Consider the following 13,914-nt stretch of genomic DNA (forward strand, 5'->3'; position numbering starts at 1 on the left):
TGGTAAGTATGTGTTGATTTTTGATATGCTGGCGGGACGGTTGGAGATTTTTCCGTTGCTGCTGGTGTTCTTTCCGGATACGTGGAGGAAGTTCTAAAAAAGGGTGTGCCAAGACGAACGCCAGAAAGAGAATTGGCGGGCTGTTTACTGGCTGTAATTGTGGTGGGCGGAAAGTAAACAGTCCCCCTTGTCAAGGACATTTTGAATTAGTGTAGTGCCTATTTTTTAGACACCTACACAAAGATAATATCCCTGAATTGGGGCATTCCATTGTTGGGGTATCCGTAGAAGTGGATACATGACAGTGTTGGCAATTGGAGAAGAGAAGTGGTGTAGTAACTGGGAGATGTTGGTAATGAAACATGAAAATTGATGTTTGGAAGGTATAATTAGAATATGTTGATGGATTATGAAGGTGAAAAGACTGGAAACAAAAAGAGCCGACAGGTGTATCTGCGTGATGCGAGATACAATACCTGTCGGCTTTAATATTTTGAGGATGGCAGCATAGTGTTTTGGGTGCTACTCATCCCAGCCTTCGTAGAATCGAATGTTTACGGAGATGATGCGGACGATGTCTTCCGGGGTCAGGTCGAGGTCGGAGGGGTCGGAGATGCTGGGAAGGTTTGGTTCTTCTTCGTCCAGTTCTACGGTGATCCAGTTGTAGGCGGCTTCGTTGGCATTCTCGATGGCTTCGTCCAGAGTATCTCCGGTGGAGGTGCAGCATTCGAGATCCGGAAAGTAGCCGTTGTATGTTCCGTCTTCATTTTTGCGGAAGACAGCAGGGTACATAAATTTCATGGGTAAGACTCCTTTGTTTTTGATTCTGTGATTTAGAGCGTGTCTGAAAAAGCGTTTAATAGTTTGCTCCAAACTTTTTTTAGTATACAACATCTTTTAATGATTGGCAAATAAATGCTGAAAATATAAATAAGAAAATCAAGTCCTTTTCAGAAAACAACAGTTGAGATGAAGGAAAATCAGAGATATAATAAAAGAACAGAGTCTGTCAGAAAAGAGTACAAAAAGCAGGAGGGTTTTAACATGAGGAAAAATTTAGGAGCAAAAGCATATACATATCCACAGCCGGTATTTATCCTGGCAGCTTACGGAGAGGACGGAACACCGAATGCAATGAATGCAGCTTGGGGCGGGATCAGTGATGAAAAAGAACTGACCATGTGTATCAGTGCCGGCCATAAGACAACGGAAGATATTCTGGCGAAAAAAGCATTTACCGTAAGTATGGCAGATGCTGCTCATGTGGAAGCATGTGATTATGTGGGAATCGTTTCCGGAACCAAAGAGCCGGACAAATTCGCAAATGCAGGATTTCACGCAGTAAAATCAGAGTTTATAGATGCACCACTGATCGAAGAACTCCCGATTGCCGTAGAATGCAGACTGAAAAGCTACGACCCGGAAAGTTGCCGGATGGTGGGAGAAATCGTAAACATCAGTGTGGATGAGCGTGTACTGGACGAGAACGGTAAAGTGGATGTGGCAAAAGCTCAGCCAATTACGTTTGATCCGTTTAACAATACCTATGTGGTACTGGGAAAAACCGTTGGAAGAGCATTTCATGATGGAATGAATCTGAAAAAATAATGTAACTGTTCAGTAACTTCACAGTTAAGATTCGATGAAGAGTTATTGAATAAAAACATCTGAACAGATGGGGGAGATACACCATGACAGTACGGATTCTGAATCACGGATTGAGTAGTTTTGGGAGCTATTGCGGACTGAACTATGCATATGCTTACATTAAAAATATTGTCACCTATACGGCGGCAGATTTTATGCATGACAATCTGGGATCCATAGCCGGTGCAATTGGTGTGATTCTTTTTGTACTGGTAATTGTATTTGCCAGGCATGATCAGGATATGCGAAAGATCGCACGAAAAGAAGCAAAACAGAAGAAAGAGCTGGAAGAAGCCCTTGAAGCGGCCAGAGAGGCCGGCATGGCGAGAACGGTATTTCTGCGGAATATGTCTCATGATATCCGTACACCGCTGAATGCGGTTCTCGGATTTACCGATCTTGCGTTGAAAGAAGGAACGGATGTATCAAAGATCCAGGAATATCTGGAGAAAATCCGGGTATCCGGCAATCATCTGCTGGCAATCGTCAACGAGGTCCTTGAGATCAGCAGGATCGAGAGCGGACAGACGGAACTCTACGAGGAACCGGCAGATATGGATGTGATCGTGGAAGAAGTTGCGGTGATCATCCGGGAACAGACACAGGAGAATAATCAGCAGTTTGTGATTGACTTGTCCGGTGTTCAAAATCACGAGATTCTGTGTGATAAACTGCGGATCAAAGAGATCCTGCTGAATCTTCTGGGAAATGCTGTGAAGTTTACGCCGCAGGAAGGATTGATCACACTTCAGATTGTACAAATACCTCCATATGAGAAAGAAATCGGACATTATGAGATTCATGTAAAAGACACCGGATGCGGAATGAGTCCTTCTTTTATGGAAAAAATGTTTGATCCTTTTGAACGGGAGAAGAACTCTACGCTCAGCGGTGTCCAGGGAACCGGACTTGGCCTTCCGATCGTTAAGCGGTTTGTAGAACTGATGGAAGGAACAATCGAAGCAATCTCCACTGAGGGTGTCGGAACAGAATTTATTATAAAAACAGACTTTCTGCTGGTGAGCAGGGCACTTTTGGAAACAACGAACAGACCATCAACAGTATCCGTGAAACAGCAGATCATGGAAAAACGGATTCTTCTTGTGGAAGATAATGAACTGAACCGGGAAATTGCTGCCACATTGTTGCAGGATGTCGGTTTTGAGGTGACAGAAGCAGGAGATGGCGCACAGGCAGTAGAACTGATAAAGCACGCAGCACCAGATACCTATGCGGCCATTCTCATGGACATCCAGATGCCTGTCATGGACGGCTACACCGCCACCCGCCAGATCCGTCAACTGGAAGATCCGGCACTGGCAAACATACCAATCATTGCGGTTTCCGCAAACGCCTTTGAAGAAGACAAAGTAGCCTCCCGCGCTGCCGGCATGAACGGTCATCTGGCAAAACCAATGAATACGGAGGCAGTGCTTGCGATGATGGAGGAAGTGCTGGGAAGGAAAGAATCATAGAAGGAGATCATGCATGCTAAATCAGAACACCAGGAAAACGTATCGGCGGATGTATCGGATTTATACCGAAGAAAAACGACTGCCGGTAAAACCGGGGAAAATGGAACGAGAGTTATCTTCATGACAGAAATAAGAAGATGATTCTGGAAAGTATAAAGGAAATAAAATTTTAAGTGAAAGACTCGATGCTGAGAATAAAAGCAGGCATCGAGTTTTCACATACAAAGGCTGGAGTTACCATATGAAAGAAGACAAAACCGAACAGCGCTGGGACAAGCTGCTTCATATCCGCACCAGTGGAAGGGATGATTCTCACTCGGATCAGTACCGATATCCCTATGAGCCAACACCATATACTGTATTGCAACGCCTTGCGGATTCCGGGTATATCCGAAAGCACAATCTGTTGTTGGATTATGGCTGCGGAAAAGGGCGGGTGGATTTCTTTTTGTCCTGGCAGACCAGATGTCAGTCTGTCGGGATTGAATATGATGAGCGGATCTATGAAAATGCACAGAAAAATAAAGAGACAGCAGTTTCTTCCGGACGGGTATCTTTTGAAAAAGTGGATGCGACAGAATTCGTTGTCCCGGATCAGGCGGACAGGATGTATTTTTTTAATCCGTTTTCTGTAGAAATTTTGCAGCATGTGATAGCGAGAATACTGGAGTCCTATTACCGGAATATGAGACCGATTCAACTGTTCTTTTATTATCCTTCGGATGACTACATAGCGTGTCTGATGAATGCGGAAGGGTTACAGTTTGCAGATGAAATTGATTGCAAAGATCTTTTTCCAGGAGAGAATCAGCGGGAAAGAATCGTAATATTCGAACTGGGAGAAATCGCGGGTTGAAATATTGAAAGTTAAAGAACGTGAAGGAGAAGAACATTATGGGAGATCATGAAAGAGGAAAGCTGGATGACAGTGGATTCCACTATGACGGCTGTGCAGGCGGTCCCTGTGGATGCGATGGAGGAAGCGGAGGTTCACCGAGAAGAGGTGGTGGTGGAGATGGTCTGTGGATAATTGTGGGTCTGATCGTGGTTTTTGGAGGGGTAATCGGACTGGCAGAACTGACAGGAATACCGCTGGAAAACTGGTCGACAGGGATAATACTTTTAGTGATGTTTCTTCTGTTTCTGTTGTTTGGAGTGATTATTCTTTTGTTTTATTAAGAATAGAAAGAATATTCAGCATAAAAACATCACAAAAAAGAAAAAAAGATTGACATTCAAGTATACTTGAATGTTATCATAAAAGTAAACAAAAAAGAAAGAAGGTTTTTTACAATGAGTGTTGATGTAACAAAAATGCCGAAACTCGGTTTCGGGCTGATGAGACTGCCGGAGAAGGACGGGGAACTGGATCTGGAGCAGCTTTGTAAGATGGTGGATGCGTATATGGCATCCGGAATGAACTATTTTGATACCGCATATATGTACTGCGGAGGAAAATCCGAGAGTATTATCAAAAAAGCGCTTGTAGAGCGTTATCCGCGTGACAGCTTTACACTGACAACGAAATTGCCACAATGGATGATGGATGAAGGAATCGATGGAAGAGACCGGATCTTTAATGAGCAGCTGGCACGTACCGGTGCGGGATATTTTGATTATTATCTGTTACATAGCGTAGAAGACGGAGCAAACTACGAAGGTTACGTCAAATACGACTGCTTCAACTGGGCGATGAAGAAAAAAGAAGAAGGACTGATCCGTCATTTCGGTTTCTCTTTCCATGGAACACCGGAACTGCTGGATAAAATTCTCTCCGAGCATCCGGAAGTAGAGATCGTACAGATCCAGATGAATTATGCAGACTGGGAGAATCCGCTGGTACAGTCCGGTCGACTGTATGAGGTTCTTCGCAAATACAACATGCCTTTCTTGGTTATGGAGCCTGTCAAAGGCGGTTCTCTTGCCAGTGCGTCTCCGGAAGTAGAGGCAGAGATGAAAAAGATCAAACCGGACGCTTCCGTAGCATCCTGGGCACTGCGCTTTGCGGCATCTCTTCCGGGCGTTGCCACAGTATTGTCCGGCATGTCCAACGAAGAGCAGATGAATGACAACCTGAAGACATTTACCAACTTCGAACCACTGTCGGAGGAAGAGCGGAAAGTAATCGAAAAAGCACAGGATGAACTGAAGAAAAATCCAACCGTTCCATGTACTTCCTGCCGATACTGCTGCGATGGATGTCCACAGCAGATTTCCATCCCGGATGTCTTCCGTGCGTTAAATACCATCCGTCTGTATGGAGAAAAAGATCGTGCACAGTCTTATTATGAAAAACTGACACAGACTTCCGGAAAAGCAGGTGACTGTATCCAGTGTGGCCAGTGTGAGAGTGTCTGTCCGCAGCACTTGTCCATCATTTCATTACTGGAAGAAGCATCGGAAAAACTTGACAAATAATAAAAAACGGTTCATCCATGCCCGAAAAGCGTGATAGATGCGTTAAATATGTTTTCTGTATTGCTTTTTGTTGGGGAAAATGTTAATATATTAGCAAATGAACACGAAACAAAGAATACCTGCAGAGGTGGGAAGACGCGCTGCAGGTATTCTTCTGCAACAGAAAGGAACAACATATGAAGACAACACTGATTATCATGGCAGCAGGGATTGGTTCACGGTTCGGAACAGGAATCAAACAGCTGGCAAAGATGTCGGACAACGGAGAGATCATCATGGATTACTCGATCTATGATGCAAAAGAAGCAGGATTTGACAAAGTGGTTTTTGTAATCCGTAAAGATATTGAAGAAGAGTTCAAAGCGGTGATCGGAAACCGTATTGGTTCTCAGATCGAAGTGGAATATGTATATCAGGAACTCACTGATCTGCCGGAAGGCTTTACTGTTCCGGAAGGACGTAAAAAACCATGGGGAACAGGTCAGGCAGTACTGGCGTGCAAGGACGTAGTAGAAGAGCCGTTTGTGATCATCAACGCAGACGATTACTACGGAAAAGAGGCTTTCGTAAAACTGCATGATTTTCTGGTAAATGGGAAGCAGGAAGGCGAAGTCCTGAATATGGCAATGGCAGGATTTGTCCTGAAAAATACTGTCAGCGAGAACGGAGCAGTTACCCGTGGTATCTGTACCGTGGATGACGATGATATGCTGACTGATGTTCTGGAAACATCCGGTATCGCAATCGAAGCAGACGGAACGGTAGTCTGTGACAGAGAAGAAGTAAAGTCCTGGATCACACCGGATGTTCACGTGTCCATGAATATGTGGGCTGCTTATCCGGAATTTCTGGACAAGCTGGAGAGCGGATTTGCAGAATTCCTGAAAGACGAATCCGGAGATCCGTTAAAGAAAGAATATCTGATTCCGATCATCGTGGATGGTCTGTTAAAACAGAACAAAGCGACAGTGAAGGTGCTGGAGACACAGGACAAATGGATCGGAATTACTTATAAAGAAGATACAGAGCTGGCACAGGCAGGCTTCCGTGAAATGATTCGTTCCGGTAAATATCCGGCAAAGCTGTGGGATTAATTTTGAGAAAATAAAAGAGAAATGACAAAGCATCAGGGTGAAAATCGGAGATATGGGAAGTCTCAGAATCTGATTTTAACCTGGTGCTTTTTAAGTTACGTGGATAACTGGGCAAAATCCGTTTGGTTTCTGAGCTCTTTCATAATTTTACAAAAGTTCAGGAATCCGTATGGCTGTAAAAGTGAGACAAAAAAGGCAGAAAAAGAAAAGGGATGACATTTTGGCAGAGTTTGTATATAATAGAGGAAGTGTCAGCGAGATGAAAACGGAAAAAACGAAGGAAACAGGAGAACAGAAAATGAAAGCATATGATTATGTTGTAATAGGATCCGGTCTGTACGGCGCCGTATTTGCCCGGGAAGCGGTGAAAAAAGGGAAAAAGGTGCTGGTGATCGACAAACGCCCAAACATCGCGGGAAATGTATATACGGAGCAGATGGAAGGGATTCATGTACATAAATACGGTGCCCATATTTTTCATACAAACAATAAAAAAGTGTGGGACTATGTGGCATCTTTTGCGGAATTTAACCGTTTTACGAACTCCCCGGTGGCAAATTACAAGGGTGAGCTGTACAGCCTGCCGTTTAATATGTATACCTTCAATAAGATGTGGGGTGTGGTGACACCGGAAGAGGCAGCAGCCAAGATCGAAGAACAGAGACAGGCAGCAGGTATCACCGAGCCGAAGAATCTGGAAGAGCAGGCGATCTCTCTGGTTGGAACAGATATTTATGAGAAACTGATCAAGGGTTACACACAGAAACAGTGGGGACGTCCGTGTACAGAGCTTCCGTCATTTATCATCCGCCGTCTGCCGGTGCGCCTGACTTTTGATAACAACTACTTCAATGCGTTGTATCAGGGAATCCCGGTAGGTGGTTACACAAAGATGGTTGCCAATATGCTTGAAGGTATCGAGGTAGAACTTGGTGTGGATTATCTTGAGAAGAAAGAGTATTATGACAGTCTGGGAGAAAAAATCGTATATACCGGACCGATCGATGCATATTTTGCATATGAACTGGGTACACTGGAATACCGTTCGGTACGATTCGAGACAGAGGTACTGGACAAACCGAATTTCCAGGGAAATGCAGCTGTGAACTACACAGATGCAGAGACTCCATGGACACGAATCATCGAACATAAATGGTTTGAGTTCGGAAAAGATGAGAATGGTCAGGAACTTCCGAAGACAGTCATCAGCCGGGAATACAGCTCCGAGTGGAAACCGGGCGATGAACCTTATTATCCGGTCAATGATGAAAAGAACGGAAAACTCTATGAAGAATATAAGAAACTTGCTGAGAAAGAAAAGGATGTGATTTTCGGCGGCAGACTGGGTGAATATAAGTATTATGATATGGATGCGGTGATCGCAGCGGCACTGGATATGAGTGAGAGAGAGCTGGGATAATTGCATTCTGGTTATGACAGACATTTATGTATAAATATCTGAGGAAAACTAAAAACAGTGTAGTACAATGTTTGATTTCAAACCGTACTACACTGTTTTTAGCTAAACAATATATCATTTGCGTCGATAATCAGACACACTCTAGAACTCAATCTCCTTCAGATACCGTGCCACAGCATCCTGCCAGGTAGGAAGCGGCTCGAATCCGTTTTCTACGAGTTTGGATTTGTCCAGGCGGCTGTTGAACGGGCGTTTTGCTTTGGATACGCCGTATTCAGCAGTGGAAACCGGAGTGACGGACACGCGGTCTTCGGAATACTCCTCACGTCCCATTGCGACAGCCTGACGGAAGATTTCTTTTGTGAAATCATACCAGCTGATATAGCCGCCCTCGTTGGTTGCGTGATAATAACCGTATTTCTCTGTCTCGATCATGTCGACCAGCAGTCGTGCCAGATCGTAGGTATAGGTAGGAGTACCGATCTGATCGGAAACAACGGTCAGCTTGTCGTGTGTCTTTGCTACGTTCAGCATGGTTTTGATAAAGTTTTTTCCGTTCTTACCGAATACCCATGCGATACGCACGATAAAATATTTATCCAGAGTGGAAGATACCGCAAGTTCTCCGTCCAGTTTGGTCTGTCCGTATACATTTAACGGTTTGTAATCCTTGCAGTCCGGCTGCCACGGTTCGGTTCCCTGTCCGTCAAATACATAGTCGGTGGAAATGTAAACCATTTTTGCATCCAGTTTTTTGCAGACAGAAGCGATATTAGCAGTTCCATCTACGTTAATGGCCTTTACTTTTGCCTGTTTGTCTTCATCCTCTGCCAGATCAACAGCAGTCCATGCAGCGCAGTGAACGACAACATCCGGGTTGATCTCGGTAAGGGTTTTACAAACAGCTTCTTTGTCTGTGATATCCATGGCAACGTAAGGCATGGTTGTGACCGGGCTTTCGTCCTGTACACCGCTGTAGGAAGGAGCGATATCACTTCCGATTCCTTCATAACCTCTTTTTGCCAGTTCATTCATCACATCGTGTCCCAGCTGTCCGGCAACACCTGTTACAAATACTTTCATATTGTTCTCTCCATAATCTATCTGCCGTAGCTGCGAAGCAAGAGTATATGCCTGGCAGAACGGCAGATTTTAAATGATTTATTAGTTCAATGTCACGGTACGCACCGGCAGGAATTAGCGGTTTGCGTACATTTTCTCATAGTAGTTCTGGTATTCACCGGAGATGATGGTTTCCCACCATTCTTTGTTATCCAGATACCACTGAATGGTTTTTTTGATACCGTCTGCGAATTTGGTTTCCGGCAGCCAGCCCAGTTCGTTGTGGATCTTGGTCGGATCGATGGCATAACGCATGTCATGACCTTTTCTGTCAGATACATAGGTGATCAGGCTTTCCGGTTTACCCAGTTCTTTACAGATGATTTTTACGATATCGATGTTTTTCATCTCATTGTGACCACCGATGTTATATACTTCGCCGACACGACCGTTGTGGATGATCAGGTCGATCGCTTTGCAGTGATCTTCTACATACAGCCAGTCACGGACATTTTCACCTTTTCCGTATACAGGAAGTGGTTTGTCATTCAGTGCATTGGCGATCATCAGCGGAATCAGTTTTTCCGGGAAATGATACGGTCCATAGTTGTTGGAGCAGCGGCTGATGGTAACAGGCAGACCATAAGTACGATGGTAAGCCAGAACCAGAAGGTCAGCACCTGCTTTGGAGGAGCTGTACGGGCTGCTGGTGTGGATCGGAGTCTCTTCGGTAAAGAACAGGTCCGGGCGATCCAGAGGCAGATCTCCGTATACTTCATCGGTAGATACCTGATGATATCTCTTGATACCGTATTTTCTGCAGGCATCCATCAGGACAGCAGTACCTTTGATGTTGGTATCCAGGAATACTTCCGGGTTCTCGATGGAACGGTCTACGTGGCTTTCTGCTGCGAAGTTTACAACCATATCCGGATGTTCTTCTTCGAACAGTTTGTATACAGCTTCACGGTCTGTGATGCTTTCTTTTACAAAACGGAAGTTCGGGTTGTCCATAACAGGAGCCAGAGTAGACAGGTTACCTGCATAAGTCAGGCAGTCCAGGCATACGATCCGATAATCCGGGTATTTTTTCAGCATATGGAAAATAAAGTTGCTTCCGATAAATCCGGCACCGCCGGTAACAATAATATTCATAACATTTCTCCTTTTGGGTGTCAGGCACCATTAAAAATTTAATAACAAATCCGGGAACGCAGCGGTATTAGCGGCGTGCATCCAGATATTTGCCGTTCAGAACGTCCATCAGATACTGACCGTACTGATTTTTTTTCAGCAGTTCGTATACTTTCAGAACTTCTTCTTTTGAGATCCAGCCGTTTAAGTAAGCGATTTCTTCCAGACACGCGATTTTTCTGTGCTGGTGAGTTTCCATGGTTTTTACGAAGTTGGTAGCATCTACCAGACTTTCATGTGTACCGGTATCCAGCCAGGTAAATCCCTGTCCCAGAAGTTCTACATTTAACTGTCCTTCTTCCAGATAGATGCGATTCAGATCGGTAATTTCCAGTTCGCCACGTGCACTTGGTTTTAGATTCTTAGCGTATTCCACTACTTTATTGTCGTAGAAATACAGACCGGTCACACAGTAATTGCTCTTCGGATGTTCCGGTTTCTCTTCGATGGAGATAGCTTTTCCTTCACTGTCGAATTCTACGATACCGAAACGCTCCGGATCGTCCACGTAATAACCGAAGACAGTAGCACCTTTTCCGGTTTTTGCATTTTCTACCGCTGCGTGCAGACGTTTGGTCAGTCCGTGACCGGCGAAAATGTTGTCACCCAGAACCATAGCTACAGAGTCATCACCGATGAATTCTTCTCCGATGATGAATGCCTGTGCCAGTCCGTCCGGACTTTCCTGTACAGCATAGGACAGATTCACACCGAACTGATGACCGTCGCCTAACAGCTCCTTGAAACGCGGGGTATCCTGCGGGGTGGAGATGATCAGGATATCACGGATGCCTGCGTTCATCAGAACAGACATCGGATAGTAGATCATCGGTTTGTCATAGATGGGAAGTAACTGTTTGGAAGTTACCATGGTCAGAGGATAAAGGCGTGTGCCGGATCCTCCTGCTAAAATGATTCCTTTCATGAGTATTCTCCTTTCAGATCATTTGTTATAACTATTCAGTAGGTAGTATCCCGCGAGATGTTTTGGCATGAATATGTCAAAATCCCAAGACATACAAGTCAAAATGCCATCACCGAAGGTTTAAATGCATTTTGACTCGTAACTGTGAAGGTACTGAACAGTTACCATTTGTTTTTTCAGTTCCGTATCCTAAGATGATACCATTATAAAAGGTGACCTTAGGTCACCTTCAAGCATTTTTTTAAAATTTTGGTAAAATTGTTGGTTTTTACTTATAGGACAGAGAAAAACAGAAGGAAAATTTAGTAATTGCAAATAAAAATCCCGGCATCTTTTGTGATATGCAATCCTTTTTCTGTTTTTTTCTTTACAAAGGAACGAAATTCTTTGTAGTGGTCAAGCAGGTACTGATTCTGATTGCCGTGGCAGGAGAGGATATAGGAGATCAGAGGCTCCGGGTCGGACACCAGAAGACCGTCTTCATAAGAGATCCATTCCACACGGGAAAACCACGGTTCGAGCACCTGTGCGCCGTTTTCGCGACCGAATTTCTCATATAATTTGTTGGCGGAGAGCACGATCCGCTCATCAAACCGGCTGACCAGCTGACTGATTTCTTTCATATGAGAGTTGCCATAGGTACTGCATAAGAACCGCCCACCCGGTTTCAGTACCCGACGGACTTCTTTACACACATTTTCCAGATTGTCACAGTAGAACAGCACGTGGTTGGCGATCACGAGATCATAGCTTTCAGAAGCTGCCGGAATCTTTTCACAGTCAAAAGCAGCGAAAGAAAACCGGGAATCTCTGGCTCCCAGTGCACGTCTTGCATCGCGCAGCATCCCGTCGGAGATGTCGGAGAGGGTAAGGTGGATGTTCTGAGGAAGCAGAGAGATGTTTTGTTTCCATAAAGCGCCGTCCCCACATCCCAGTTCCAGAACGTTCATGCCGGACTGCAGATGACACTGTGAATAGATCCACGGAAACCATCCTTCTTTATTTATAGAGTATAAACTGTGCAGCTTGATTCGGGCTGCAATGTTAGTTGCGTTCTGATACTGATTCTTCATACTCTTTTCCATACCGGTCAGATGGATCAGATCAAGCATCTGGTTCCAGTCGATGGTGTGCTGGGTCTGGATCGCATCGGAAGTATCCTGAATCGCCTTCTCCACCAGCTGTAATTGTTCAATCCGGTCGCGCACCAGTTTCAGCTGTACATCCAGAGAATCCCGCATAAAATGATAGTCCGTATCATTGATCGTCATATCCCGGATATCATCCAGCGAAAATCCCAGAAACTTCAACAACAGGATCTGCTGCAGCCGCGCCAGATCCTCATCCGTGTAAAACCGTGCACCTGCGTCACTTACATAGGAAGGTTTTAAAATATTCTGTTTATCATAATAACGGATCGTCCGAAGCGTCACATGCGCCATACGGGCAAATTCCCCGGAAGAGTAGTAGCCCTCTTTTTTCATAGATTATACGCCTTTCTGTGTATGAAAAAAATAATTACGAAAATAGATAAAAACAGTATAGCAGACGGGGGGAGAGAAAGCAAATTGGTCTTTTTCGATAAAAACGAAAAACCCCGTGTGATAAAAAACAAAAATAGTAGGAAATAAGGAGAAATATTCGTGACAAAACAACAGACTGATGGTAGAATATCCCAGATAAGGGGTGTCATGGGGCATGCCTGATTTTTGATTTACGCGAGCAACGAGCCAAAGTCCGTGCTTGCACGAGACCTTGGCGACTGCCGCGATAACGAGCGCCAGCGAGTGTACGCGAGCAACGAGCCAAAGTCTGTGCATGCACGAGACCGGGGCGACTGTCGCGATAACTTGAGAAACTCGCGTAGCGTTTTTCTCATAGTTTATTTGAGCTACAAGTCAGAATCTGACCTCGTATGAAACCTTGATGATCGTCACGACAACGAGTAAAATTTTCGGAGTGTATTTTATCTCGTTTCAGAGAAGGTTTTATGGAGATAGGGCATCAGGAAGCATTGTGGCCGGGATGCATGGCACATTCTTATAAAAGTATATTTAAAGACAGAATAAACAGGACAGAAGGGGGATTTATGCTGGGAAACGTAAGGAAAAAATTTATTGGAAACAAGCAGTTTTATAAGATGGTACTTGCCATCGCCATACCGATCATGATCCAGAACGGAATCACAAACTTTGTAAGCCTGCTGGACAACATCATGGTTGGTCAGATCGGAACGGAGCAGATGTCGGGGGTTGCGATTGTCAATCAGCTGATCTTTGTATACAATCTGTGTATCTTCGGCGGGGTGTCCGGTGCGGGAATCTTTACCGCGCAGTATTTTGGACAGAAAGATGATGAAGGTATCCGTCATACCTTCCGGTTCAAATTATGGGTATCCGCGATTCTGACTGCGCTGGTTATTGTGATTTTTATCATCGGTGGAGAAAGTCTCATCCAGATCTATCTGAACGGCAGTAGCGATGGCGGTGATCTGGCGGCTGCACTTCGCTATGGAAGACAGTACATGCTGGTGATGTTATGCGGACTGCCGGCCTTTATGATGGTACAGACATATGCGAGTACACTTCGTGAGTGCGGAGAGACGATGGTGCCGATGAAAGCCGGTGTGACAGCGGTTCTGGTGAATCTGGTATTTAACTATCTGCTGATCTACGGAAA

13 protein-coding genes are annotated in these 13,914 nt (G+C 44.7%); 8 read left to right on the forward strand and 5 right to left on the reverse strand.

Annotation, left to right across the window (positions count from 1 at the left end; genetic code table 11):
- Positions 1-522: 522 nt before the first annotated feature.
- Positions 523-801, reverse strand: coding sequence for a type II toxin-antitoxin system HicB family antitoxin (locus tag MSA64_RS01995; RefSeq protein WP_022399562.1), 279 nt, complete (start codon positions 799-801; stop codon positions 523-525).
- Between the two features lie 243 nt (positions 802-1,044).
- On the opposite strand from MSA64_RS01995, the gene MSA64_RS02000 reads away from it, so the two are divergent.
- From MSA64_RS02000 to glf, 7 genes are all read left to right on the forward strand, one after another.
- Positions 1,045-1,608, forward strand: coding sequence for a flavin reductase family protein (locus MSA64_RS02000; RefSeq protein ID WP_277663441.1), 564 nt, complete (start codon positions 1,045-1,047; stop codon positions 1,606-1,608).
- An 83-nt stretch (positions 1,609-1,691) separates the two neighbouring features.
- Positions 1,692-3,122 (forward strand): ATP-binding protein, encoded by a 1,431-nt coding sequence (locus MSA64_RS02005; protein WP_287890315.1) that lies wholly within the window; start codon positions 1,692-1,694, stop codon positions 3,120-3,122.
- A gap of 241 nt (positions 3,123-3,363) precedes the next feature.
- Positions 3,364-3,978 (forward strand): SAM-dependent methyltransferase, encoded by a 615-nt coding sequence (locus tag MSA64_RS02010; protein WP_154432106.1) that lies wholly within the window; start codon positions 3,364-3,366, stop codon positions 3,976-3,978.
- A 38-nt stretch (positions 3,979-4,016) separates the two neighbouring features.
- Positions 4,017-4,301 carry a hypothetical protein gene (locus MSA64_RS02015; protein ID WP_154432105.1) on the forward strand — a complete coding sequence of 95 codons (285 nt, stop codon included), beginning with the start codon at positions 4,017-4,019 and terminating at the stop codon, positions 4,299-4,301.
- A 114-nt stretch (positions 4,302-4,415) separates the two neighbouring features.
- Positions 4,416-5,540 carry an aldo/keto reductase gene (locus MSA64_RS02020; RefSeq protein ID WP_235904467.1) on the forward strand — a complete coding sequence of 375 codons (1,125 nt, stop codon included), beginning with the start codon at positions 4,416-4,418 and terminating at the stop codon, positions 5,538-5,540.
- Positions 5,541-5,716: 176 nt separating this feature from the next.
- Entirely contained in the window at positions 5,717-6,634 is a 918-nt protein-coding gene (locus MSA64_RS02025; protein ID WP_118634753.1) for a nucleotidyltransferase family protein, read from the forward strand.
- Positions 6,635-6,932: 298 nt separating this feature from the next.
- Positions 6,933-8,054: a UDP-galactopyranose mutase gene (gene glf / locus MSA64_RS02030; protein WP_154432146.1), complete on the forward strand. Its 1,122-nt coding sequence runs from the start codon at positions 6,933-6,935 to the stop codon at positions 8,052-8,054.
- Between the two features lie 141 nt (positions 8,055-8,195).
- Here glf and rfbD read toward each other — a convergent pair whose 3' ends face one another.
- The 4 genes from rfbD to MSA64_RS02050 form a co-directional block, all read right to left on the reverse strand.
- Positions 8,196-9,137: a dTDP-4-dehydrorhamnose reductase gene (gene rfbD, locus MSA64_RS02035; protein ID WP_154432103.1), complete on the reverse strand. Its 942-nt coding sequence runs from the start codon at positions 9,135-9,137 to the stop codon at positions 8,196-8,198.
- A 114-nt stretch (positions 9,138-9,251) separates the two neighbouring features.
- On the reverse strand, positions 9,252-10,271 hold the full coding sequence (rfbB, locus tag MSA64_RS02040; protein ID WP_022171188.1) for a dTDP-glucose 4,6-dehydratase: 1,020 nt from the start codon (positions 10,269-10,271) through the stop codon (positions 9,252-9,254).
- A gap of 67 nt (positions 10,272-10,338) precedes the next feature.
- Complete coding sequence (rfbA, locus tag MSA64_RS02045; RefSeq protein ID WP_022171187.1) at positions 10,339-11,235, reverse strand: glucose-1-phosphate thymidylyltransferase RfbA; 897 nt, start codon at positions 11,233-11,235, stop codon at positions 10,339-10,341.
- A 302-nt stretch (positions 11,236-11,537) separates the two neighbouring features.
- Positions 11,538-12,719 (reverse strand): MerR family transcriptional regulator, encoded by a 1,182-nt coding sequence (locus MSA64_RS02050; protein WP_118721633.1) that lies wholly within the window; start codon positions 12,717-12,719, stop codon positions 11,538-11,540.
- 605 nt (positions 12,720-13,324) lie between these two features.
- On the opposite strand from MSA64_RS02050, the gene MSA64_RS02055 reads away from it, so the two are divergent.
- A partial coding sequence (locus MSA64_RS02055) for an MATE family efflux transporter (protein ID WP_287890319.1) occupies positions 13,325-13,914 on the forward strand: 590 nt, incomplete at its 3' end.

The sequence above is a fragment of the Oliverpabstia sp. genome (assembly GCF_022785585.1).
Taxonomy (GTDB): domain Bacteria; phylum Bacillota; class Clostridia; order Lachnospirales; family Lachnospiraceae; genus Oliverpabstia; species Oliverpabstia intestinalis.

Excerpts from the sequence above, each read along its gene's own strand:
- MSA64_RS02050 (WP_118721633.1), bottom strand. The coding sequence starts at position 12,719 with ATGAAAAAAGAGGGCTACTACTCTTCCGGGGAATTTGCCCGTATGGCG.
- MSA64_RS01995 (WP_022399562.1), bottom strand. The coding sequence starts at position 801 with ATGAAATTTATGTACCCTGCTGTCTTCCGCAAAAATGAAGACGGAACA.
- rfbB (WP_022171188.1), bottom strand. The coding sequence starts at position 10,271 with ATGAATATTATTGTTACCGGCGGTGCCGGATTTATCGGAAGCAACTTT.
- MSA64_RS02000 (WP_277663441.1), top strand. The coding sequence starts at position 1,045 with ATGAGGAAAAATTTAGGAGCAAAAGCATATACATATCCACAGCCGGTA.
- glf (WP_154432146.1), top strand. The coding sequence starts at position 6,933 with ATGAAAGCATATGATTATGTTGTAATAGGATCCGGTCTGTACGGCGCC.
- rfbA (WP_022171187.1), bottom strand. The coding sequence starts at position 11,235 with ATGAAAGGAATCATTTTAGCAGGAGGATCCGGCACACGCCTTTATCCT.
- MSA64_RS02015 (WP_154432105.1), top strand. The coding sequence starts at position 4,017 with ATGGGAGATCATGAAAGAGGAAAGCTGGATGACAGTGGATTCCACTAT.
- MSA64_RS02005 (WP_287890315.1), top strand. The coding sequence starts at position 1,692 with ATGACAGTACGGATTCTGAATCACGGATTGAGTAGTTTTGGGAGCTAT.
- MSA64_RS02020 (WP_235904467.1), top strand. The coding sequence starts at position 4,416 with ATGAGTGTTGATGTAACAAAAATGCCGAAACTCGGTTTCGGGCTGATG.
- MSA64_RS02025 (WP_118634753.1), top strand. The coding sequence starts at position 5,717 with ATGAAGACAACACTGATTATCATGGCAGCAGGGATTGGTTCACGGTTC.
- rfbD (WP_154432103.1), bottom strand. The coding sequence starts at position 9,137 with ATGAAAGTATTTGTAACAGGTGTTGCCGGACAGCTGGGACACGATGTG.
- MSA64_RS02010 (WP_154432106.1), top strand. The coding sequence starts at position 3,364 with ATGAAAGAAGACAAAACCGAACAGCGCTGGGACAAGCTGCTTCATATC.